Source organism: Sinorhizobium kostiense (assembly GCF_017874595.1).
GTDB classification, from domain to species: Bacteria; Pseudomonadota; Alphaproteobacteria; order Rhizobiales; family Rhizobiaceae; genus Sinorhizobium; species Sinorhizobium kostiense.
Map to the genome: position 1 here is coordinate 280,943 of NZ_JAGILA010000001.1, position 22,757 is coordinate 303,699.

The following is a 22,757-nucleotide window of genomic DNA, read 5'->3' on the forward strand; positions in this document are numbered from 1 at the left end:
GCCTATGACAAGGGCATCCGGCAGCATCCGCTTCATCCTGAACGACACGGAAGTTGCGCTTCCGGAGGTTTCGCCGACCGAAACTCTGCTCGACTACCTGAGACTCGAGCGCCGCCTGACCGGCACGAAGGAGGGCTGCGCCGAGGGCGATTGCGGCGCCTGCACCGTGCTGATCGGCCGCCTTGCCGACAGCGGCGGGGGCGGTGAGAAGCTCGTCTATGAAACGGTCAACGCCTGCGTTCGCTTTGTCGGCTCCTTGAACGCGACCCATGTGGTGACCGTCGAGCACCTCGCGGCAAAGGATGGCACCTTGCACCCGGTGCAGCAGGCGATGGTCGACCTTCATGGGTCCCAATGCGGCTTCTGCACTCCCGGCATCGTCATGTCGCTCTATGGGCTGTGGCTGACGGACGAAAAGCCCAGTCGCGCCGCAATCGAGAAGGCCCTTCAGGGCAATCTCTGTCGCTGCACCGGCTACGAGCCGATCGTACGCGCAGCCGAGGCCGCCGCCGGCATGCGGCCCGCGGCGACCTTCGATCCGATCACCAGAACGCGAGAGGCGGTGACGGCACGGCTGAAGCATCTCCGGGCAACGGATACGATCACCATTCAGAACGGCGAGGACTGTCTTATCGTGCCGGCGGACGCGGCCGGCCTCGCGACGGTGCTCGCCGAGCATCCGAGCGCAACCATCGTCGCCGGCTCGACCGATGTCGGGCTTTGGGTGACGAAACAGCTGCGATCCATTAATCCGGTCGTGTTCATCAGCGGCATCGCCGAACTGCAACGGATCGAGCGCTCGGATGCCGGCCTGACGATCGGCGCCGGCGTCAGCTATAGCGAGGCGCATGACGCCCTTACATCCGCCTATCCCACCCTCGGCCGCCTGCTTGACCGGATCGGCGGCGAGCAGGTCCGCAATATGGGCACGATCGGCGGCAACATCGCCAACGGTTCGCCGATCGGCGACAGCCCACCACCGCTGATCGCCCTTGGTGCGACGCTCACGCTGCGCTCGAAATCCGGCGCACGCACGCTGCCGCTCGAAGATTTCTTCCTGGCCTATGGCAGGCAGGACCGGAGCCCTCAAGAATTCGTCGAAAGCATCTTCGTTCCGGCACTCCCGGCGGGTGATCTTTTCGCCGCCTACAAGGTTTCGAAGCGCCGCGACGAAGACATCTCTGCCCTCCTTGCCGCTTTCCGCATCTCCCTCGATCAAGAGAACCGCGTAGCCGCAGCCCGTATTGCCTATGGTGGCATGGCGGCAACGCCGAAGCGGGCGAAGGCGGTGGAGGCCGCGCTTGTCGGCCAGCCCTGGACCGAGGAGACGATCCGTGCGGTGCAGCCAGCCTTCGAAACGGACTACCAGCCGCTTACCGACTGGCGGGCCACCGGCGCCTATCGCATGCTGGCGGCGAAGAACCTGCTGATGCGTCTCTTCCTGGAGAGCACCGGCGAGACGGCTGAGCTTCGGCGGTTCGAGGAAGTGGCATGAAGACGGCGGTCGAGAATTATGGCCTGCGATTGCCTCCCTCCTCAGGTTTAACTCGAGGACGGGACCAGCGCGGCGCTGGTCATTTTCTTCGAAAGGAATAAACGGGATGGATAAGTCCACCTTCGAAGACGACGCCACCATTGTCGGACCGATGCACGCGCGGCTCCCCCACGACAGCGCCCACAAGCACGTCGCCGGAACTGCGGACTATATCGACGACATGCCGGAACCCGTCGGCACCTTGCACGGCGCGCTTGGCCTTACCGACCGGGCGCATGCCGAGATCCTGGAGATGGACTTCTCCGCCGTTGCCGCGGTCCCGGGCGTCGTCTGCGTACTGACTGCCAAGGACATGCCGCACTCCAACGACATCAGCTCGACGCATCTGCATGACGAGCCGGTGCTCGCCGATGGTCGGGTGCAGTTTCATGGACAACCGGCCTTCGCAGTCGTTGCCGAGACACGCGAGATCGCCCGCCGCGCCGCGCGGCTCGCCAGGCTCACCTATCGGGACCTGCCGCCACTGGTCGATGTGGCCGAAGCGCAAGCTGCAGGCGGCGAACTCGTCACTCCGCCGCTGACGCTCGGGCGCGGCGATCCCGAAACCGAGCTGCAACGGGCGCCTCGCCGGGTCAAAGGCCAGATGCGGATCGGCGGCCAGGAACATTTTTACCTGGAGGGTCACATCGCGCTCGCGATCCCCGGCGAGGACGACGAGGTGACCGTCTGGGTCTCGACCCAGCACCCGAGCGAAATCCAGCATATGGTCGCGCAAGTGCTCGGGGTGCCCTCCAATGCCGTCACGGTGAATGTCCGTCGCATGGGCGGCGGCTTCGGCGGCAAGGAAACGCAGGGAAACCAGTTCGCAGCTCTTGCGGCGGTCGCCGCGTGCAAACTCCGTCGCGCCGTAAAGTTCCGCCCGGATCGCGACGACGACATGATCGCCACCGGCAAGCGGCATGATTTTCTTGTCGATTATGACGTCGGCTTCGATGAGGAAGGTCGAATCCTGGCGGTCCAGGCGAACTATGCCGCGCGATGCGGCTACTCCGCCGACCTTTCCGGCCCCGTCACCGACCGGGCCCTGTTCCATGCGGATAATGCCTATTTCTATCCCCACGTGAGGCTGACCTCGCAGCCGCTGAAGACGAATACGGTCTCGAACACCGCCTTTCGTGGCTTTGGCGGTCCACAGGGCATGGTCGGCTGCGAGCGGATTATCGAAGAGATCGCCTATGCACTCGGCAAGGATCCGCTCGAGATCCGCAAACTGAACTTCTACGGCGACAAGGAGTCGGGCCGCGACATCACGCCCTATCATCAGAGGGTCGAGGACAACATCATCCGCCGGATCGTCGACGAACTGGAGGCAAGCGCAGACTACCAGGAGCGGCGGGCGGCGATCATCGAATTCAACAAATCGAGCCGGGTGATCCGCAAGGGCATCGCGCTGACGCCGGTGAAGTTCGGCATTTCCTTCACGCTCACGCATCTCAATCAGGCAGGCGCGCTCGTCCATATCTATTCGGACGGTTCGGTGCATCTCAATCACGGCGGCACCGAGATGGGCCAGGGGCTCTACACCAAAGTGGCGCAGGTCCTTGCCGACAGTTTTCAGATCGATATCGACCGAGTGAAGATCACCGCGACGACCACCGGCAAAGTGCCGAACACGTCGGCAACCGCCGCCTCCTCGGGCTCGGACCTCAACGGCATGGCCGCCTTCGACGCTGCCCGGCAGATCAAGGAGCGGCTCGCGGCCTTCGCCGCCGAGCGGTGGCAAACGACGGTCGACAACGTCGCCTTCGTGCCCAATCACGTGAAGATCGGCGATCAGTTGATCCCGTTCGCCGAGCTTGTCGCCCAAGCCTACGCGGCACGCGTGCAGCTTTCCGCCGCTGGCTTTTACGCGACGCCGAAGATCCACTGGAACCGCAGCAGCGGTCGCGGCGCCCCCTTCTATTATTTCGCCTACGGCGCCGCCGTGTCCGAGGTCTCGATCGACACGCTGACGGGAGAGTATCAGGTGGAGCGCGCCGACGTGCTGCACGATGTCGGCCGCTCTCTCAACCCGGCGATCGATCTTGGCCAGATCGAAGGCGGATTCGTCCAGGGCATGGGCTGGCTGACGACGGAAGAACTCTGGTGGGACGAGAAGGGACGGCTGAGAACCCATGCGCCCTCCACCTATAAGATTCCGCTCGCCTCGGACCGGCCGAAGATCTTCAACGTCCGCCTCGCGGAATGGTCGGAGAACCCTGAAAAGACGATCGGCCGTTCGAAGGCGGTGGGAGAGCCGCCGCTGATGCTGCCGATCTCGGTGCTCGAGGCCCTCTCCATGGCGGTCGCGAGCGTCGCCGATTACCGCGAATGCCCGCGGCTGGACACGCCGGCGACGCCAGAAAGGGTGCTGATGGCAGTGGAACAGCTGAAGCGGGGCGACTCACCGTTTCAGGCTCCGTGAGCCAAATACTTCAAGGATTAAAAAGCCCCTCGCCTAACCCTCTCCCGCACGCGATTGGAGGACTGCAAGAGCGCGGCTCGTCCCCTTCTCCCCGCTTGTGGCGCTTGGGGGGAGAAGGTCGCGGACCGTCCTCAGCAGCTGCGGCGGAGGACGGGCAGCGGTATGAGAAGCATCAAAATGGGCCGGTTGCGGGCCGCTCCCAATCAGGCGAATCCTCCCGACGAGGCGCGCCCCAGTCTATGAAACCCATATCTCTCTTCATGTGATCCGACACGGTGCCGGCGTCCAGTCGCGGATAGCGCGGCCGCATCAGCGCACCCAGGCCTGAGACCAGCCCGGAGATCAGCCGGCTCGACAATAATGGTTTCCTTTCAGAGCCTTCCAGTGCATAGCAAGTCATCGTTGGACCCCATTGCAAATGAGTAAAGCTGACTTGCAGAATGCCGGCAGCGGTGCTCCAATTCCAATCGAACATCCGTCTCTACGCATCAAGAGAGCTTATCCATGAAGATGTCGAAGCAGTTCCCGCTGAACGCCTTGCGCGTATTTGAGGCAGCCGCCCGGCTCGGCAGCTTCACCAAGGCCGGCGAAGAGCTTGGCATGACGCAGACTGCGGTCAGCTATCAGGTCAAACTCCTGGAGGAGAACGTCGGCGAGCCGCTATTCCTCAGGCGTCCGCGTCAGGTCTCACTGACGGAGGTCGGCGAACGGCTGGCGCCGAAGGTGACGGAGGCCTTCGAAACGCTCCAGGAGGCGATCGCAACGGCCCGTGGCGACACTGAGACGTCCCTGCTCATCAACTCCACTGCAACCTTCGCCTCGCAATGGCTCGCCCGAGAAATCGGCTCTTTCCAGTTCGCACACCCGAACATTGCCGTACGTCTGGTGGCAAACGACGCGATCATCGATTTCAGCAAGGAGTCGGTCGACGTGGCGATCCGCTCGGGTAAGGGCGACTGGCCGGGTCTCGTCAGCCACCGGTTGATGCGGGTGGAGTTTACCCCGATGCTCAGCCCGGCGCTTGCGGAGACGATCGGCGGAGTGCATACGCCGCGCGACCTTCTCAAGCTCCGCATCATCGACCCAAGGGATCCCTGGTGGCTTTTGTGGTTTCGCGCCGCCGGCGTCGAGGACCCGGACCTGGCTGGCCGGCCCGCAAGCCGACTCGGTGCCCAGGCCTTCGAGGCGCGTGCGGCGGTGGCTGGCCAGGGCGTGGCGATCCTGATGCCGGAATTCTATAACGACGACGTGGCGCTCGGCAGGCTTTACCAGCCCTTCGATCTGCGCTGCAGCGACGGCCACGATTACTGGCTCGTCTATCCCTATGGGCGCCGCAACACCCGCAAGATCCGTGCCTTCCGGGACTGGCTTCTTGGCGAGATCAAACCCGACAGCTTTCGTTAACGTCGAACACGGCGTCGCTCTAAGCATTTGTAAAGATGAGCTTCGCGGAGACGGGGCGTCGCTCCCGAAATGCGGCCGGACAACGAATTCTCCCTTCCCCGCCCCAGCTTTTTCTCGCAAGCTGAACGGACGGAGAGAAAGGGGTATCTGAATGTATGAATTCGCCATCGCCTGGGAATGGTTGGCCTTTGCCGTCCGCTGGCTCCATGTCGTCACGGCCATCGCCTGGATCGGCTCGTCCTTCTATTTCGTCGCGCTCGACCTGGGTCTCACGAAGCGCGACCACCTGCCGCCGGGCGCCCATGGCGAGGAATGGCAGGTCCATGGCGGCGGCTTCTACCATATCCAGAAATATCTGGTCGCGCCCGAGAGGATGCCGGAACACCTCACCTGGTTCAAATGGGAGTCCTACTCCACCTGGCTCTCAGGCTTTGCGATGCTTTGCATCGTCTACTACGGAGGCGCCGACCTTTTCCTGGTCGATCGTCACGTCCTGGATGTTTCGGCAACGACGGCGATCGCAATCTCGCTTGCCTCGCTTGCCCTCGGTTGGGTTCTCTATGATCTTCTCTGCAAGTCGCCGATCGGCAAGAACACCTGGGGACTGATGATCCTGCTCTATGGCGTGCTCGTCGCCATGGCCTGGGGCTATACGCAGGTTTTTACCGGCCGCGCCGCCTTCCTGCATCTCGGTGCCTTCACGGCGACGATCATGTCGGCCAACGTCTTCTTCATCATCATTCCCAACCAGAAGATCGTCGTTGCGGACTTGATTGCCGGGCGAACGCCCGATCCGAAGCTCGGCGCCCAGGCCAAGCAGCGTTCGTTGCACAACAACTATCTGACGCTGCCCGTGATCTTCTTCATGCTGTCGAACCACTATCCCCTCGCCTTCGCGACCGCATTCAACTGGATCATCGCTGCGCTGGTCTTCCTGATGGGCGTCACCATCCGCCACTGGTTCAACACCACGCATGCGCGGAAGGGCAAGCCGACCTGGACATGGCTCGCAACCGCGCTCCTCTTCATCCTGATCATGTGGCTGTCGACGGTGCCGAAATTGCTGACCGGCGAAGAGCGGGCAGAAGCCGCGCCGGCCTTCACCCGCTTTGCCGAGAATGCGCATTTCCCGGCGGTGAAGGAGACGATTTCCACCCGCTGCATCATGTGCCACGCGGCCGAGCCCGTTTTCGACGGCATCGCCCGCCCGCCGAACGGCGTCACCCTGGAGAGCAAGGCGGAGATTGCCGCCCGCGCGCGTGAAATCTATATCCAGGCCGGGCGCAGCCATGCCATGCCGCCCGGCAATGTAACCGACATGACGGCAGACGAACGCAGGCTCATCTCCGCCTGGTTCGAGAGCGCCGTCGGGGAGACACGATGACATCCACCCTCATCCGCGGCCGCACGTTAAGCTTTCGCCGTGCGCCGGAAAGCATCGACGACAACGCCGCCTACAGTTATGAAAGCGACGGCGCCCTGCTCGTCGAAAATGGCCTGATCAAGGCCGCCGGCGCCTATGGGACGGTCAAGGCAGCGGCACCGGAGGGCGTGGGGGAGATAGACCATCGCCCGCATCTGATCGTCCCGGGCTTTATCGACACGCATTTGCACTTCCCGCAGATGCAGGTCATGGCCTCCTATGCGGCCAATCTGCTCGAATGGCTGAACACCTATACATTCCCCGAGGAATGCCGCTTTGTCGAAAGCGCCCATGCGGAGCGAATCGCCGTTCGCTTCTTCGACGAGATGGCCCGCCACGGCACGACGACCGCAACTGCCTATTGCTCGGTGCATAAGACCTCTGCCGACGCATTCTTTGCCGAGAGCCTGAGACGCGGCACCTGCATGATTGCCGGCAAGGTGATGATGGACCGCAACGCGCCGCAGGGCCTGCTGGACACGCCTCAGACGAGCTATGACGAGACGCGCGCGGTGATTGCCGACTGGCACGGCAAGGGCCGCAACCACGTCGCCATCACCCCGCGCTTCGCCATCACCTCCACGCCGGAGCAGATGGAGGTCGCAAGCGCGCTCGCGCGCGAGTTTCCGAAACTGCACGTGCAGACGCATCTCTCCGAAAATCGTGACGAAATCGCCTATACCTGCGAGCTTTATCCAGAGGCGAAGGATTATACCGACGTCTATGCCCGCTACGGCCTCCTTGGACCGAAAAGCCTCTTCGGCCACTGCATCCATCTTTCCGAGCGTGAAGCCGACGCAATGGGTGAGACGGGCTCCGTCGCCGTCTTCTGCCCGACATCGAACCTCTTCCTCGGCTCCGGCCTTTTTCCACTGCGCGCACTCACGCGACGCCAAAAACCGGTACGCGTCTCAGTCGCCTCCGACATTGGCGGCGGCACCAGCTATTCGATGCTGAAGACGCTCGACGAGGCCTACAAGATCCTGCAGTTGCAGGGCGAAAGGCTGAACCCGTTCGAGAGCCTCTACCTGATGACCCGCGGCAATGCCGAGGCGCTCTCGCTTGCCGACCGGATCGGCACGCTGGAGCCCGGCACCGATGCCGACCTCGTTGTGCTGAACATGGCGGCGACGCCGGCCATGGCGCTCAGGGCCGAAGTGGTCAATTCGCTCGCCGACGAGCTCTTCCTGCTGCAGACAATGGGGGACGATCGCGCCGTGGTCGAGACCTATGTGGCGGGCCGGCCAGCCAAGTCGACACTCGCCACACATTGAGGATGGCAAGAGGTCAATTTTTTTTACCTCTTGCTGTCTGCGGCCATTACGGGTCCATCGAAAACATGGTAAGGGCTCGGCATCATCATCGATGAAGGCCGACCCCATGACGCAGATCCTCGACATCCACGACCTCAAGGCCATCGCCCGCCGCCGCGTTCCGAAGCTCTTCTTCGACTATGCCGATAGCGGCGCCTGGACGGAGGGGACCTACCGGGCGAACGAGGAGGATTTTCAGAGAATAAAGCTGCGCCAGCGGGTTCTGGTCGACATGACCGACCGATCGCTGGAAACATCGATGATCGGCCAGAAGGTGTCGATGCCGGTGGCGCTCGCTCCGACGGGCATGACCGGCATGCAGCATGCCGATGGCGAAATGCTCGCTGCCCAGGCGGCGGAGGCCTACGGCGTTCCCTTTACGCTCTCGACCATGAGCATCTGCTCGATCGAGGACGTCGCCTCTGTCACCAGCAGGCCCTTCTGGTTTCAGCTCTACGTGATGCGCGAGCGGGGTTTCGTTCTGGACCTCATCGATCGGGCGAAGGCCGCAAATTGCTCGGCACTGGTATTGACGCTAGACCTGCAGATTCTTGGACAGCGCCACAAGGATCTCCGCAACGGCCTCTCGGCACCGCCGCGCCTGACTCCGAAGCATCTCTGGATGATGGCGACACGACCACGGTGGTGCATGAAGATGCTCGGTACCAGGCGGCGCACCTTCCGCAACATAGTCGGTCACGCGAAAGGCGTCACCGAGCTTTCCTCGCTCCACTCCTGGACCGCCGAGCAGTTCGACCCGCAGCTCTCCTGGAAGGACGTCGAGTGGATCAAGGAGCGCTGGGGCGGCCCCCTTATCTTGAAGGGCATTCTCGATCCGGAGGACGCCAAGATGGCGGCAAAGACCGGCGCCGATGCGATCATCGTCTCGAATCACGGCGGCCGCCAGCTCGACGGCGCCCCCTCCTCGATCAGCATGCTGCCGCGCATCGTCGACGCCGTCGCCCATCAGATCGAAGTTCATCTCGATGGCGGGATCCGCTCGGGCCAGGATGTCTTGAAGGCGATCGCGCTAGGCGCCAAGGGGACCTATATCGGCCGCCCTTTCCTCTATGGCCTTGGCGCCATGGGCAAGGAGGGCGTGACGCTCGCCCTCGACATCATCCGCAAGGAGATGGACGTCACCATGGCGCTCTGCGGCAAGCGCCGGATCACCGATGTGGGCCCGGAGATCATCGCGGAATAGGCGCCTCGGCAGGGAATGCCTTCCCGAGCGTCAGCTCCCCCGGTAGGTGGAATAGCCGTAGGGCGAGAGCAGCAAAGGGACGTGATAGTGGCTTTCGGGGTCGGCGATCCCGAAGCGCAAGGGGATGAGGTCGAGGAAGGACGGCTCCGTGAGCGCAACGCCGGCTGCCCGCAAGTAATCGCCCGCGTGGAATACCAGTTCATAACTTCCCGCGGTGAAGCCTTGTCCCTCCGCAAGCGGCCCATCGACGCGGCCGTCGCTGTTGGTCCGCACCGTGCGAAGCAATTGCCGCCCCTCGCCCTCCAGTCGATAGCAATCGATCCGCAGCCCCTCGGCAGGCTTGCCGAGCGCTGTGTCGAGAACATGGGTCGTCAGACGGCCGCTCTTGCTCATCGCATAACCTCCATCGAAAGCGGATCGGGAATGACGAAAGGCTCGTCATAGAAGGATTCCTCGAGATTATCGCCCGGGCCTGTGCGATCGACGACGAGGAAATTGCTCACTGAGCCGATCGCCATCAGCGGATGGTGCCAAACATTGCGGCCATAATTGACGCCCTGCCGGCCGCTTGCGAGATACACGCGCGGCCTGCCCGGTCGTCCGCCTTCGTCTTCCGCGACGACGGCCAGCCATGGCCGGTCCTCGAGCGGCGAAAAACTCTGGCTGCCGAGCGGGTGGCGTTCCATCATCGCCAGCCTGTACGGAAATGCCCGCGGCTCTCCACGGAAGATATTGATCACCACCCGGGCGCCCTCACCGATGACGTCGGCCTCGGCAAGCGCGTGAAAGCGTTCCGTATTACCGCCATTGATGAGCCGCATCGATGCCGGATCGGCCTCGATGACGGTGCCGAACGGCGCGAAAGCCTCCTTCGTCAGCGGCTCTATCGTAAGCAGGTGCGGCATCAGGCCCGGATTCCCGCCGGCACCCCAACGACATCGGCTCGCGGCAAGAGGTGGCCGGCAAGATCAGGAACGGCACTGTCAGGCATAATCATCTCCCGGAAGCATGGACCTCAGTCGCAGCCGGGCGATCTGCTCCACCTCGGCGCAGGCGGTTTCAAATTCCTGTTCCGCGGAATTGTCAATGCGCCGTTCGAAGGCGGCGAGAATTTCGCCCTTCGTCAGGCCCTTCACGGCGATGATGAAGGGAAAACCGAATTTCTTCGTATAGGCCTCGTTGAGCGCGGTGAAACGCGCGTGTTCTTCCGGTGAAAGCCGGTCGAGACCGGCGGATGCCTGCTCGGCCCTTGAATCGGCAGTGAGCTCGCCGGCTACCGCCAGCTTGCCGGCAAGATCCGGATGGGCGCGAAGCACCGCGAGGCGCTCCGCCGGCGAGGCGGCGCGAAAGGCATTGCAGAGCGCCGAATGCACGTTGCCGGCGGTCAACCCGGCGGCGGCGGCATGGTCGTAGGCCCGCTCGGCAACCCAGGGCGAATGCTCGAACACCCCGCCGAAGCGGCGGACGAATTCCTCCCGATCGGACATTAGCGCTTTCCTTCAGGCTTGTGATGCTCGTACCAGTGACGGGCAATGTCGATCCGCCGCGGGATCCATACCTTGTCATGCGAGGTCACATAATCGATGAATCGGGCGAGCGCCGCGGCGCGACCGGGCCGACCGACCAGGCGGCAATGCAGGCCGACATTCATCATCTTGGGACTGCCGTCCCTGCCTTCCTCATAGAGCACGTCGAACGTGTCCTTGAGATAGGTGAAGAACTGGTCGCCGGAATTGAAGCCCTGATTGGTGGCGAAACGCATGTCGTTGGCGTCGAGCGTATACGGGATAATGAGGTGCGGCCTGTCGGGCGAAAGCCCCGGCACCCAATAGGGAAGCTCATCCGCATAGGAATCGCAGGAGTAGAGGAACCCGCCCTCCTCGAGCACGAGCTTCAGCGTGTTGATAGACGGCTTGCCCTGATAGATTCCGAGCGGCCGCTCGCCCGTGAGTTCCGTGTGAAGCCGCACCACTTCGCGGATGTGCTGCCGCTCGACTTCCTCCGGGAAATCCCTGTATTCGAGCCAACGCAGCCCGTGGCTGGCGATCTCCCAGCCGGCCTCCTTCATCGCCGCGACCGCCTCCGGATTGCGCTCCATGGCGAGCGTCACGCCGTAGACGGTCAGTGTCACGCCACGACTGGTGAACATGCGCCACAGCCGCCAGAATCCCGCCCGCGCACCGTATTCGTAAATCGATTCCATGTTGAGGTTGCGCTGCCCCGGCCAGGGCTGCGCGCCGACAATCTCCGACAGCAGGCATTCGGACGCGGGATCGCCGTCGAGAATGCAACTCTCGCCGCCCTCCTCGTAGTTCAACACGAACTGAACAGCGATACGCGCATCCCCCGGCCAGCGCGGCTGGGGAGGCGTGCGCCCGTAGCCGACGAGGTCACGCGGATAGGTATTCTCTGCCATGAAATCACCCTTCGAATTTTCCGGAACGGTAGCACCGCAGACCGGATTGTCGAGATGAAAATCGCGGGCGAGAGAGGAGCTTAGCGCTGGCGCGGGATGAGGAAAAGCGTGCGCGGTTTTCCGCCCGCATCCCGCGCCAACTTCTCAGAATCGATCACGTTTATGATTCGATCAGACCTAAAATCATCGTGATCTATGCGGAGCGGGACGCGGCGCTGCGCGGCACGGTCTCGGCCGGAAGGCATGGCTCGATCGGCATCCGCCTTCCACGGTGACTGCGCGGACGCGCGGAAATCTTTCCGAGCGGATGCTGCGAATGCACCCGCATGGGCGCCCCCGCCTCTTCTTCGATCAAGAGAGCAAGGCTGTCGACCACGAGCGGCTCTTTGAGGTGCGGCTCGAACAGCTCCCGCAGAATCGCCTCCAGTCGCTTTTCGACAGCGGCATTCAAGAGCCCAGTGAGCTTCAGGTGGAAACGGAACTCGTCCATCACGAAGGGATCGCCCCAGCGGTGAAGATTGGTGAATTGCGGCGCGGTCAGGCGGTCCGGGTCGGAGCGCTCGATCTCCTCATCACCGAGCGGCGCGCGGAAGCGGTCGAAGGCCTGCACGATCCGCCCCGCAAGCAGATGCATCACCTGGCTCGGCACCTGCGGCGCAAGAGCCCAGCAATGGTCGAGCCTCGTCACCTCCATCCGTTCGATTTCAAACGGCGTTTCGGCGCTGGTGAAATGCATCAGCGCCTTCAGGAGCTGCGATTCATCCGTGCCCGGCGCAAGGCGGAAGGGCGCCATGATCATCGCGTGAAACCCGAAGCGTCGGGGAGCGGCCGTGTGGAAGGCGATTTCCGAGAGGCTTAGACCGGCAATCGAAGGCGGTTCCACCGGCTCGCCCGAATAGACGCTGCGCCCGAGCCAGCTCGCTGCCGCGGCAGACAGCGGATCGCCCATCGGCGGAGTGAAACATATTGCATACCGCACAACAGGTGCTCCAGAGGTCATCGAGAGCGGATGGAACCGCGTGAATCGCGCAAGCCGCTCCGCTTTGGCCGCGTCTTAGGTGATTTGCGTGACAGATTGACGAAGTCGGATGGGGCTATCGCAGCGCCTCGAGATGGGTGGCGCATTGAAACGATTCCGGAAGTTCGATGCTCGGACACCCGAAAATCTCGTCGATCACGTATTGCGCCAGCACATGTGCGATCCCGAAGCTGACCTTGAAGCCGCCCGTCAGAACCGACAGGCGATCATGCTCCGGATGACGCCCGACCATCGGCTCGCGACCGGTCGCCTTCGGACGTAGACCCGCCCAGCGTTCGATCACCGGGGCGCCGGCCAGCGCGGGCGCCAGCGCCGTCGCTCGGCTGATCAGCGCCTGCAGTTGCTCGTCGGTCGTAAACGGCGATTGGAATCGATTCTCGCTGGTGCTGCCCACGGCCACATGCCCATTTTCATGGGCGACGATGTAAAGTCCGTCGGTGAAGATGGTCGGCGCGGCCGGATCGATCTTGGCGCGGAGAAGTGCGGCCTGTCCCTTGACCGGGCAGCCGCTCGACGCGCTGGCGGACCCCGACAAACGATCGATGAAGGCAAAGCTCTCGATGCCTGCCGTGAGGAAGCAATGGCCGAAGGACAAAGGGCGCCCGTCGGCAAGCGTAAGCCGCCCCGCATCAGGATCGATCGATGCAACCTCCGCGCCCTCGTCGATCCGGACGTTCGGATAGGCGGCGAGCGCTGCGCGAAGCGCCGCAAGCAGGCTTCGCGGCGCGACTCGCGCGGCAAGCGTATCGTGTACGACCCCGAAGGGTGCTGCTTGCAGAGCCGGCCAATCGCCCGCTTCGGCATCCTTGACATGCCAACGGAAGCGCCGCTCGCCAGCGATCCAATGACGCGCAGCATCCGCCTCGTGGCCGAGTGCGATGTCGCGCAGATGCGGCTTGCCGAGCGGCATGAGGCGGCCGGAGCGGCGATAGCCCACCGATTGACCGGTCTCCGCCTCCAGCCGCGCGATCTCGCTCTCGAGCGAGATCAGGGCATCGAACTGGAACTGTTTCTTCGCATTCCAGCGGTCGGGCATATGCGGCATCAACGCGCCGAGAAGACCGCCGCTCGCCCCAGCGCCGGTGTTCTTCCGTTCGAGGAGGCGCGTCTCGATGCCGGCGCGGCCGGCCATCACGGCGGCCCAGAGCCCCATAATTCCGCCGCCGACGATCAGGACTTCGCTCATCGATTGACCTTATCCGATTGGCGGACTATCCGCATGGAGATGACAAAAACCGATCTCCGCCAATACCAGCCGCCATCTCGGCAGAACCTCGAATGGCACGGGGGCGATATGCCCTATTCGGTGGTGTTTGGCGATCACTTTTATTGCCGGACCGACGGGCGGCTCGAATGCGGCCATGTTTTCCTTGCCGGTAACAGATTGCCGGAGCGCTGGCGGGCGGGCGGCGCGTTCAGGATCGGCGAACTCGGCTTCGGCACAGGGCTCAATTTCTGCGAGACCTGGCGGCAGTGGAAACAGGCCGGGGCCGCCGACCGCCGCCTGCATTTCGTCTCCTTCGAGCTCTTTCCGATGCGCGCCGCGGAAATCGAGCGGGCTCTGTCCCATTGGCCGGAGATCGATGAGGAACGGCGGGCGCTCTTCGAAAACTGGCCGGACGACCCGGCCGACCAGGTCGACATCGATTTCGGCGACGTGCGGCTGACGGTGATCTGCGGTCCTGCGATCGAGGGCGTCGCCGCCTCGCCGGAGCGCTTCGAGGCCTGGTATCTCGATGGCTTTGCGCCGTCGCGCAATCCGGACATGTGGTCCGAGAAACTGATGCAATTGGTGTTCGACAAGAGCGTGCCCGGAGGCACCTTCGCGACCTATGCCGCGGCCGGCTTCGTTCGCCGTAATCTCGTGGCCGCCGGCTTCGTCGTCGATCGCCTGCCGGGTTTTGCCGGCAAGCGGGAGATGCTGCGCGGTCACAAGCCGTGAAGTCAGTTGCCTATGCATTCAAAGATCGATTCTGTTGGACGATCTCCCGGCGGAGATCAGTGCCTCGGCCGCGTGCCGAAGCAGCGGCGTAGCCTCGCCCGGTTCAAAGATCTGTGAACTGACGAAGGCACCATTCACAAGAACCGAGAGCTGACCCGCGAGTTCATCGGGGACGGCCACGTCCAGACGCTCCGCGATTGCCTTCAGCCGCCGCCGCATCTCGCGTTTATGGGTCTCGGCGACTTTGCGCGCGGGATGGTCAGCTTCAGGGAACTCGGCGGCCACGTTGATCTGCGGACAGCCTCGGTAGTTCGGCCGTCCGACGCGCTCACCGATCCAGCCCAGGTGGGCGTCCAACTCCGCCCTAGCGTCGTGTTCGTACTTCGCCGCCACTCTGTCCCACTGGCCCCAGAAGTCCTGATCTTCGCGTTCCAGAAACGCGGCAATGAGATCGTCCTTTGTGCCGAAGTGACGGTAGAGGCTCGTCTTCGCGACACCGGCTTTGTCGACCACCAGATCGACGCCGACCGCGCGCACGCCTTGCTTGTAGAAAAGTTTCGATGCGGTTTCCAGGATCCTGTCTCGGACGTCGGTACTGCCGTGGCCGACGGGATTGGATGAGATTTTCGACATGCTTGGACCTCCAACACGTCCAGCATAACACAGCGGGGCTTGACGCACTACAGACCTGTATGTATTAGGTGAGAACAGACAGGTCTGTAGCACTGGAGGAAGTAATGTCAGAGAGCTTGATTAGAACCCGGCCGACCGTGGCGGTTTTCGGAGCGACTGGGCATACCGGCCGTTTCGTCGTCGCGGAATTGTTGCGTCGTGGGTTCCGGGCGATTGCGATCGCGCGCAGTGCCGAGGCGCTCGCCGCGGCGCGCTTCCCGGAACCGGACGTGCTCTGCCGCTGCGCCACTGTGGAGGACGAGGGATCGCTCTTGCGCGCGCTCAACGGCGCACAAGCCGTGATCAATTGTGCAGGGCCTTTCCTCGATACCGCCGACGCACTGGCCGCTGCAGCGGTGAAATCCGGGATGCATTATGTGGACATCAGCGCCGAGCAAGCGAGCGTGAGCAGGACACTTGAGACGTTCGATGAGCCTGCTCGCCAAGCGGGCCTCGTGCTCATCCCCGGGATGGGATTCTATGGCGGCTTCGCTGATCTGTTGGTTACCGCTGCGCTGGGGGACTGGACGTCCGCGGATGCGATCGATGTAATGATCGGCCTCGACAGCTGGCATCCCACGCGTGGGACACGCGTGACTGGTGAGCGGAACAAGGCACCGCGTATGGTCGTCGCTGAGGGCCGCCTCCGTCCCTTGGCTCTTCCGTCCGCGCAGAAGCACTGGGACTTCGGGGAGGCGCTGGGCAGGCAACTCGTCAGCGAAATGCCGTTCTCGGAGATCGTCCTGATCTCCCGGCACGTGAAGACGTCGGAGCTCCACACCCATTTAAGCGCGGTCGCTTTAAGCGAAGTTCGAGACAAGGGGACTCCCGCTCCGCAGGCGGCGGACGCGACCGGCCGCTCGACGCAACGGTTCGTGGTCGAAGTTGTCGCGAGGCGCGAAGGAGCCAGCCGGCGGGCTGTTGCGCGAGGACAGGACATCTACGCCTTCTCCGCGCCGCTTGTCTGCGAGGTCGTCAAACGCATACTTCGTCAGGAGTTCAATCGGGCAGGCGCAAACGCGCCTGGTATGGTCCTCAATGCTGAAGCGGTCCTGGCTGCGCTCCAACCCGATCATTTGGCGCTCGAAATCGCCGCAGCGTAACATCCGCACCTAAAAGACGGGATACCGCCGTCGCGGCGAAGTGCGTCACGATTAATGCTGACCGGCCTAGCCCGGGAAGACCACGGACTTGACCGTCGCGATCAGCTGATCGGTCGGCACCGCGACGCAATTGCGGTCGATCTCGGCGACCGTCCTTTCCTTGACCTGATGCGAAAGCAGCTTTCTGAGGTCTCCGAGCGTCCGCGGTGCTGCGCAGATCACAAGATTCTCGAAGGCGTTCTCGAGCGCGTAGTGGTCGAGTTTTTCGGCGATCTCCACGGCGAAGCGGTGCTGTTCCTCGCGGACCGGATCGCTACTGTATTCCATGGCCGAGCGACCGTGACCGACGGAGGAATGGCTGCGACCAGGCTTGTCGGCCATGATTTCCCGAGCACGTTTGGCTTCGATCTGGTACGTCTCCTCTATCGGGTGCTGACGTTCGTCCTTCAGCAGATTGACGTCCTTGACAATGCGCGCCGCGTTGCCGTCGGCCGCCAGTATCCAAATCCGGTTCCGCACTGCTTTTCCCCTTGTGTCCTGGTTGGCAAATAGGGTCGGCGGGAAACGGAACGGTTGAAACCGCGTCAGGGTTCCCTATCACCGATGGTCCATTCGCCCGGTTGTCCCGTGGCTTGTCTACAGACGGGTAAGATAAGCATCGAAACTACGCTCCGGCGTTGGCTCGTATCGCTGGCGTTCGGTCTTCAGCGAAACGATCCTGTCCACCCGAAAATCGCGAAAGTCCTGGCGCAATTCGCACCAGGCCGTCAGCAGCCAATGATGCCCGAATATACTGAGGCCGAGCGGCCAAATTGTACGCTCCGACATTTGTTCTGCAAGGCTTTCATAGGTGATGCGCAGCTTACGATGCGCGGCGACGGCTTCGCGGATCACGCCGAGCCATGCCGGAGGGTCGGGCTGGAGCGCGGAGCGAAAGGCACGAAGCGGAGCGGCCCTTAGTTTCTCCGCATGCTCCTGCGGCAGCCCCTGCCCAATCTTCTCCATCGCTTCGCGCGCCGCTTGGGCCAATCTTCTGTCGCCGAGCATCTGCACCGCGCGAACGCCGAAGGCGAGCGCCTCCAACTGCTCGAAGGTGAAGGCGAGCGGCGGCGCATCAAAGGCCTCGCGCAGGAGATAACCGACCCCACGCTCGCCATCGATCGGCGCACCGGAGGCGATGAGGTGCTGCATGTCGCGGTAGACGGTGCGCGGCGCAACTTCCATCCTCTCGGCAATCTCGCGTGCCGTCATGGCGCGGCCGGTGGCGCGCATGAGCTGGATGATGCGAAACAATCGATCGGCCGGTCGCATGGGTTTTCCTGTACATTATGGCCACAAGGCTGTCAGTTGCGATGTGATTTAGTCAAGCGCGATCGAAAATGGAGGTCCCAATGCCAACCGCTCATGTTCTCGAACTCGCCGTTTGCACAGTCACCGACAAGGAGGCCGCGCTTGCGGCACGGAGAAAAGCCATCGAAGCCGTCTCCCGTTACCCTGGCTTCGTCTCCTGGCGTGCGGCGACGGCCTGTGAAACGGCCGACATGTTCGCCGACCTCGTCGAATGGGAATCTCTGGAGGCGGCGCAGGCAGCGAGCAAGCGCGTGATGTCGGATCCGGACTTCGCCCCCTATATGGCGACGATCGGGACGGTCCAGCTCATGCAGCATTTCCTGACCGAACAGCATAAGTGAAAGACGTCAGACCTATGCCGGAACCTCTGAAAAACCTGCTGCACCCGCGCGTGGTGGTGGAGATCGCCGATCAACTTTCGCTACACGCGCCCGGCTTCGAGCGTGATCGCTTCCTCGCATCCGCCGGCAATGGTCTCGAATCGCTCGAGCTCATGCAGCGATCGCTGCAGATCAGAGATGCACTTGTCGAGGCGCTGCCTGGGGACTTTCCCGCGGCGGCAGGGGTTCTCCAAGCGGCGCTGCCAAACGGCAATGCGCCCGGCCTCAACGGCTGGGCGCTGCTGCCGGTAAGCCAGTTCGTCGCAGTTCGCGGGCTTGGCGATTTCGAGCTCTCCCTGTCGCTCCTCCGCCGGCTCACGCCGCACTTCACCGGCGAGTTTGCGGTCCGGCCATTCATCCACAAGGATCAGGGCCGGGCGCTGGCAACCATTTACCGCTGGATCGAGGACGACGACCCTCACGTCAGGCGGCTCGCGAGCGAGGGCACCCGCCCTCGTTTGCCCTGGGCGATGCGGCTGCCGAAGCTAGTCCACGACCCGCGGCCGATCCTTGCGATCCTTACCGCGCTTCTCGATGATCCGGAGGAATATGTGCGGCGCTCGGTCGCCAACAGTCTCAATGATATCGCCAAGGATCACCCCGACCTCGTCGTGGAATTCGTGGCTAGTCACATTAGAGGCGCAACCCGTGAGCGCTTGAGATTGCTGCGCCATGCCTCCCGCACGCTCCTGAAGCAGGGACACCGCGGCGCGCTTGCCAATTTCGGCTTCGACACGCCACTCCGCGTCACGGCGCAGCTTGCACTCGCGACACCGACAGTCCGGTTCGGCGCCGAACTTGTCCTCGGACTGACCGTCCGCAACACCGGTGGCTCCCCACAGCGGATCATGATCGACTATGCCGTGCACCATCGGAAGGCGAATGGCAGCACCTCGCCGAAGGTGTTCAAGTGGACGACGGCGACGCTTGAGCCCGGCGCCACATTCGAACTCAAGAAACACCATCCCATGCGGCCGATCACGACACGGCACTACTATGGCGGCGCACATCGAGTCGTGATCATGATCAACGGGGAACCCGCCGCCGAAGCGGATTTCGAGCTGGCTATGTCGTAACTTGAGCGGCTGAATCGACCGGTGCAAGAAGATGCAGCTTGACTTTTTGAGCCAAAGCAACGACATGGATGGCGCGTCACCTTCCGGCCGCCGCGTGAGCGCGCCCTCGGCAACCACTTTCAAGCCGTGAAGAAGGAAAAGCGCGACACATCGCCGCCGATTGCGGCAGCACAAGCGCCTGACGACTTCTCTTTAACCCACAAGTTCCCAATTCACGCGGGGTTCTTGACGCCAGACGAGACCGGAATTGCAAGGACGCGATTCCGGCGGAAGCGTTTGGCGCCCCCGAAAGGTATACCACTTGTCCAATTTCAAAGAACTCGGCCTCTCACAGCAGATCCTGGCGGCGCTTTCCGCCAACGGTTTCGAGAAGCCGACCCCTATCCAGACGCAAGCCATCCCACAGGTCCTGAATGGTCGCGACCTCATCGGCCTGGCCCAGACCGGCACCGGCAAGACGGCGGCATTCGGCCTGCCTATGATCGAGAAGCTGCTCGCAGACGGCCGGCGCGCCGACCCGCGCAACATTCGCGCACTCGTGCTCGCCCCTACCCGCGAACTCGTCAATCAGATCGCGGCCAACCTCAAGCTCTTCGTCAAGAAGACGCCGCTCAAGGTCGGAATCGTCGTCGGTGGCGTCTCGATCAACAAACAGACCGAGCAACTTGCACGCGGCGTCGACATTCTCGTCGCAACGCCTGGGCGCCTGCTCGACCTCGTCGCCCGTAAGGCCCTGACGCTCACCCAGGGCCGCTATCTCGTGCTCGACGAGGCCGATCAAATGCTCGACCTCGGTTTCATCCACGACTTGCGCAAGATCGCCAAGCTCGTGCCGAAGAACCGGCAGACGCTGCTCTTCTCGGCAACAATGCCGAAGCAGATCGCCGAACTCGCCGGCGAGTACTTGACCGATCCGGTGAAGGTTGAGGTCACGCCGCCCGGCAAGGCTGCCGACAAGATCGAGCAATATGTCCATTTCGTGCCCGGCAAGGACTTGAAGACGCAGATCCTGAAGCAGTCGCTGACCAACAATCCGGACGGCCTGTCGCTAATCTTCAGCCGCACCAAGCACGGCGCCGAGAAGCTGATGAAGCATCTCGATCACGTCGGCTTCAAGGCCGCCTCGATCCATGGCAACAAGAGCCAGAGCCAGCGCGAACGAGCGCTGAAGGCCTTCCGCGACGGCGAAATCCGCGTGCTCGTCGCAACCGACGTGGCCGCCCGCGGCATTGACATTCCGGGCGTCACCCACGTCTACAACTACGACCTGCCGGAAGTGCCGGATGCCTATGTGCATCGCATCGGCCGCACGGCGCGCAACGGCCGCGACGGTATCGCGATCGCCTTCTGCACGCCGGACGAAATCCGGCTGCTGCGTGACATCGAGAAGCTGATGGGCATCGAGATCGCTGTTGCAAGCGGCGATGCGCCGGCAGACCAGGCCCGCTCCCCCAGGGGGCACGGCGGTCGCGGCAACGGCCAGAATCGCGGCAATGGCGGCGGCCAGCGCCAGGACAAAGCGCCGCGCCGGAAACGGCCGGCGCGCGAGCCGGCGGTGACTGGCTTTGCCGGCGACGAGCTCCTGCGCGAAGACCGTCCGCAGAACCATGATCGGCGCGATCAGCGCGTGACGGGGCACGGGCATCATGACGGCCGATCGGAAGGCAACCGCAATCACGAGGCCAGAAAGCACCACCACGGCCGTCCGGGACCGCAAGACAGCCACCGCGGCCGCAGCGACGGCAATCGCCGTCAGGACATGCGCCGCACCGGTAAGGGCGGCGGCCGCCAAGGTTGAGTGGTTGAATCGACACCGGCCGCCGGGTCTCGGCGGCCGGTCCACCCAGGGTCGGCACCCCTCAAAAAAGCCACTTCCGCGGCAGGTCGGACCTCAACCCCGGCCCGGCCCATACCGCTTGCATTCTGTCAGTCGATGATGTGAACCTGCAATACTTCTCTTTCTTCCTTCGCCTCAAACGACGGCAGGCTTGCCGGCTTGCTCCTGAGGAAGTGCCTCGTTGCCTGCCTTCCGGTTCGTGAGGTAAACGCCTGTCACGGCAATAATCGTGCCGATGATCATCGGCCAGGTCAGCGCCTCGCCGAAGAAAAGCGCTGCCTGAACGGCTGCGAGTGGCGGCACCAGATAGATCAGCGACGCCGCTCGTGACACCTGACCGCGGCGGATGAGATAAAGCAGGAGCGCGATCGCTCCCATCGACAGGCCGAGGACCGACCAGGCAAGCGCGGCGACGAGTTCGAGGTTCCACGACACGTGCATTTCCTCAAGCATCAGGGCAAGCGGCAGAGTCACGACAAGCGCGCCGACATATTGGAGCGCCGCGATCGCCCGGATGTCGCCGGTCTGCAGGTGCCGCTTCTGGTAAAGCGTGCCGTAGGTAACGGCACCCATGCCCAGCACGTTGATCACCACCGGCAACAGATGGAATTCGGTGTCGATCGCCAGCACCTTGGGCAGCACGGCAAGCGCGATCCCGGAGAAGCCGAGCATGAGCCCGAGCCGTTGCTGCCGGCTCAGGTTTTCACTGATCAGGAAGGGCGCCACCGCCGCCGTCATCAGCGGTTGCAGGCCGGCTATGATCCCGGAGATTGCCGCCGGCACGCCCTCGCCGATCGCCCACCACACCGCGCCAAGATAGAGCCCGTGCAGGAGTATGCCGGAAACGATCGCATGGCCAACCACGCTCCACGAGCGCGGCCAGCGTGCCCCCGTCACGGCGCAGAACCCGATAAAGAGGAGGATGGCGAAGCTGTAGCGCAGAGCCAGAAAGGTCAGCGGGTCGGCGAAGAACGCCGCATATTTGGCGACCACCCAGCCCGTCGACCAAAGCAGCACGAAAATGGCCGGAGCCAGGCGGGCAAGCAACATCGGTTTGCTCCCAATGGTGTTTCGAACCGCGATAGAGCTCAAGCCACGCCGGGTCAAAGCAATATTTCTGATGGCTGCAATCAGCGAATCGGAATCATCATCCGCAGGGAGGATGCCGAGGGGGAGACGAATCCCGCCTCGTATTCCTCGCGGTAATGCAGGCGGCTGTTGTCGACGACATATCCGGCGGCGTCGATCCAGTCGTACATCTTCCGATACTGGACGAAGACATCGCCGCCCTCCGGATGGTGCATCGTCGTTGCAAAGCGCATGGCCGGCAAATCCATGTGCTCGGGCCGATCGAAAGTCGAGGAATCCTCACCGACATAGCCGACGAAGTAATGGAAACTCTCGGGTCGGACGTCCCAGGAGAGGCCGATCAAGGTGGAACGGTCCCGCGGATGGCTGATGCGTCGATGCTCCTGCGCCTCGGCGATCAGCCGATGGATCGCGCCATCGGCCGCTTCGACGAATGTCCCTTCCCAAGTACGGCCGGTGATTCGTTGCGCCGGCCGTTCGACGATTTCATACAGAGCTTCCATCCCGCCTCCCGTGCCTACCTCGGCCCAGGTGCCGCTCGCGAACGGCG

23 protein-coding genes are annotated in these 22,757 nt (G+C 63.1%); 11 read left to right on the plus strand and 12 right to left on the minus strand.

What is annotated here, in order from left to right; translation table 11 throughout:
- Window positions 1-4: 4 nt before the first annotated feature.
- Both xdhA and xdhB read left to right on the plus strand, forming a co-directional pair.
- Window positions 5-1,495 carry a xanthine dehydrogenase small subunit gene (gene xdhA / locus J2Z31_RS01235; protein WP_209600058.1) on the plus strand — a complete coding sequence of 497 codons (1,491 nt, stop codon included), beginning with the start codon at window positions 5-7 and terminating at the stop codon, window positions 1,493-1,495.
- A gap of 106 nt (window positions 1,496-1,601) precedes the next feature.
- Window positions 1,602-3,959: a xanthine dehydrogenase molybdopterin binding subunit gene (gene xdhB / locus J2Z31_RS01240; RefSeq protein ID WP_209600059.1), complete on the plus strand. Its 2,358-nt coding sequence runs from the start codon at window positions 1,602-1,604 to the stop codon at window positions 3,957-3,959.
- A 172-nt stretch (window positions 3,960-4,131) separates the two neighbouring features.
- Here the strand turns inward: xdhB and J2Z31_RS01245 are convergent, their stop codons facing one another.
- The gene (locus J2Z31_RS01245) at window positions 4,132-4,434 is read right to left on the minus strand and encodes a hypothetical protein (RefSeq protein WP_209600060.1); all 303 of its coding nucleotides are present in this window, start codon (window positions 4,432-4,434) and stop codon (window positions 4,132-4,134) included.
- A gap of 29 nt (window positions 4,435-4,463) precedes the next feature.
- Between J2Z31_RS01245 and J2Z31_RS01250 the strand changes: the two genes are divergently transcribed.
- The 4 genes from J2Z31_RS01250 (at window position 4,464) to J2Z31_RS01265 (ending at window position 9,303) form a co-directional block, all read left to right on the plus strand.
- Entirely contained in the window at window positions 4,464-5,363 is a 900-nt protein-coding gene (locus J2Z31_RS01250) for a LysR substrate-binding domain-containing protein (protein ID WP_209600061.1), read from the plus strand.
- A gap of 151 nt (window positions 5,364-5,514) precedes the next feature.
- Window positions 5,515-6,747, plus strand: coding sequence for a urate hydroxylase PuuD (locus J2Z31_RS01255; RefSeq protein ID WP_209600062.1), 1,233 nt, complete (start codon window positions 5,515-5,517; stop codon window positions 6,745-6,747).
- Window positions 6,744-8,060: a guanine deaminase gene (guaD, locus tag J2Z31_RS01260; RefSeq protein ID WP_209600063.1), complete on the plus strand. Its 1,317-nt coding sequence runs from the start codon at window positions 6,744-6,746 to the stop codon at window positions 8,058-8,060. The genes J2Z31_RS01255 and guaD overlap by 4 nt, the downstream gene beginning before the upstream one ends.
- Window positions 8,061-8,166: 106 nt before the next feature.
- Entirely contained in the window at window positions 8,167-9,303 is a 1,137-nt protein-coding gene (locus J2Z31_RS01265; RefSeq protein WP_209600064.1) for an alpha-hydroxy acid oxidase, read from the plus strand.
- A 30-nt stretch (window positions 9,304-9,333) separates the two neighbouring features.
- Here J2Z31_RS01265 and uraH read toward each other — a convergent pair whose 3' ends face one another.
- The 6 genes from uraH to J2Z31_RS01295 form a co-directional block, all read right to left on the minus strand.
- Window positions 9,334-9,696 (minus strand): hydroxyisourate hydrolase, encoded by a 363-nt coding sequence (gene uraH / locus J2Z31_RS01270; RefSeq protein WP_209600065.1) that lies wholly within the window; start codon window positions 9,694-9,696, stop codon window positions 9,334-9,336.
- Window positions 9,693-10,208, minus strand: coding sequence for an ureidoglycolate lyase (locus tag J2Z31_RS01275; RefSeq protein WP_209600066.1), 516 nt, complete (start codon window positions 10,206-10,208; stop codon window positions 9,693-9,695). Before J2Z31_RS01275 ends, uraH begins: the two co-directional genes overlap by 4 nt.
- 78 nt (window positions 10,209-10,286) lie before the next feature.
- Window positions 10,287-10,790, minus strand: a complete 504-nt coding sequence (uraD, locus tag J2Z31_RS01280) for a 2-oxo-4-hydroxy-4-carboxy-5-ureidoimidazoline decarboxylase (RefSeq protein WP_209600067.1) — start codon at window positions 10,788-10,790, stop codon at window positions 10,287-10,289.
- Window positions 10,790-11,719: an allantoinase PuuE gene (puuE, locus tag J2Z31_RS01285; RefSeq protein ID WP_209600068.1), complete on the minus strand. Its 930-nt coding sequence runs from the start codon at window positions 11,717-11,719 to the stop codon at window positions 10,790-10,792. The genes uraD and puuE overlap by 1 nt, the downstream gene beginning before the upstream one ends.
- 193 nt (window positions 11,720-11,912) lie before the next feature.
- On the minus strand, window positions 11,913-12,698 hold the full coding sequence (locus J2Z31_RS01290; RefSeq protein ID WP_209600069.1) for a DUF1045 domain-containing protein: 786 nt from the start codon (window positions 12,696-12,698) through the stop codon (window positions 11,913-11,915).
- Window positions 12,699-12,813: 115 nt separating this feature from the next.
- Window positions 12,814-13,944, minus strand: coding sequence for an NAD(P)/FAD-dependent oxidoreductase (locus J2Z31_RS01295; RefSeq protein ID WP_209600070.1), 1,131 nt, complete (start codon window positions 13,942-13,944; stop codon window positions 12,814-12,816).
- A 39-nt stretch (window positions 13,945-13,983) separates the two neighbouring features.
- Here J2Z31_RS01295 and mnmD point away from each other — a divergent pair, with 39 nt between their 5' ends.
- On the plus strand, window positions 13,984-14,700 hold the full coding sequence (gene mnmD / locus J2Z31_RS01300) for a tRNA (5-methylaminomethyl-2-thiouridine)(34)-methyltransferase MnmD (RefSeq protein WP_209601033.1): 717 nt from the start codon (window positions 13,984-13,986) through the stop codon (window positions 14,698-14,700).
- Between the two features lie 18 nt (window positions 14,701-14,718).
- On the opposite strand, the gene J2Z31_RS01305 is transcribed toward mnmD, so the two are convergent.
- On the minus strand, window positions 14,719-15,333 hold the full coding sequence (locus tag J2Z31_RS01305) for a TetR/AcrR family transcriptional regulator (RefSeq protein WP_209600071.1): 615 nt from the start codon (window positions 15,331-15,333) through the stop codon (window positions 14,719-14,721).
- Window positions 15,334-15,437: 104 nt separating this feature from the next.
- Between J2Z31_RS01305 and J2Z31_RS01310 the strand changes: the two genes are divergently transcribed.
- Window positions 15,438-16,475 (plus strand): saccharopine dehydrogenase NADP-binding domain-containing protein, encoded by a 1,038-nt coding sequence (locus tag J2Z31_RS01310; protein WP_209600072.1) that lies wholly within the window; start codon window positions 15,438-15,440, stop codon window positions 16,473-16,475.
- 66 nt (window positions 16,476-16,541) lie between these two features.
- On the opposite strand, the gene J2Z31_RS01315 is transcribed toward J2Z31_RS01310, so the two are convergent.
- Together J2Z31_RS01315 and J2Z31_RS01320 are read right to left on the minus strand one after the other, a co-directional pair.
- The gene (locus tag J2Z31_RS01315; RefSeq protein ID WP_209600073.1) at window positions 16,542-16,994 is read right to left on the minus strand and encodes a host attachment protein; all 453 of its coding nucleotides are present in this window, start codon (window positions 16,992-16,994) and stop codon (window positions 16,542-16,544) included.
- Between the two features lie 117 nt (window positions 16,995-17,111).
- The gene (locus J2Z31_RS01320) at window positions 17,112-17,786 is read right to left on the minus strand and encodes a helix-turn-helix transcriptional regulator (RefSeq protein ID WP_209600074.1); all 675 of its coding nucleotides are present in this window, start codon (window positions 17,784-17,786) and stop codon (window positions 17,112-17,114) included.
- An 80-nt stretch (window positions 17,787-17,866) separates the two neighbouring features.
- Here J2Z31_RS01320 and J2Z31_RS01325 point away from each other — a divergent pair, with 80 nt between their 5' ends.
- From J2Z31_RS01325 to J2Z31_RS01335, 3 genes are all read left to right on the plus strand, one after another.
- The gene (locus J2Z31_RS01325; protein WP_209600075.1) at window positions 17,867-18,166 is read left to right on the plus strand and encodes a hypothetical protein; all 300 of its coding nucleotides are present in this window, start codon (window positions 17,867-17,869) and stop codon (window positions 18,164-18,166) included.
- A gap of 14 nt (window positions 18,167-18,180) precedes the next feature.
- Window positions 18,181-19,281, plus strand: a complete 1,101-nt coding sequence (locus tag J2Z31_RS01330) for a DNA alkylation repair protein (RefSeq protein ID WP_209600076.1) — start codon at window positions 18,181-18,183, stop codon at window positions 19,279-19,281.
- A 301-nt stretch (window positions 19,282-19,582) separates the two neighbouring features.
- Window positions 19,583-21,079, plus strand: a complete 1,497-nt coding sequence (locus tag J2Z31_RS01335) for a DEAD/DEAH box helicase (RefSeq protein ID WP_209600077.1) — start codon at window positions 19,583-19,585, stop codon at window positions 21,077-21,079.
- Window positions 21,080-21,253: 174 nt separating this feature from the next.
- On the opposite strand, the gene J2Z31_RS01340 is transcribed toward J2Z31_RS01335, so the two are convergent.
- Together J2Z31_RS01340 and J2Z31_RS01345 are read right to left on the minus strand one after the other, a co-directional pair.
- Complete coding sequence (locus J2Z31_RS01340) at window positions 21,254-22,165, minus strand: DMT family transporter (protein WP_209601034.1); 912 nt, start codon at window positions 22,163-22,165, stop codon at window positions 21,254-21,256.
- 83 nt (window positions 22,166-22,248) lie between these two features.
- The gene (locus J2Z31_RS01345) at window positions 22,249-22,710 is read right to left on the minus strand and encodes a GyrI-like domain-containing protein (protein WP_209600078.1); all 462 of its coding nucleotides are present in this window, start codon (window positions 22,708-22,710) and stop codon (window positions 22,249-22,251) included.
- Between the last annotated feature and the right edge of the window lie 47 nt (window positions 22,711-22,757).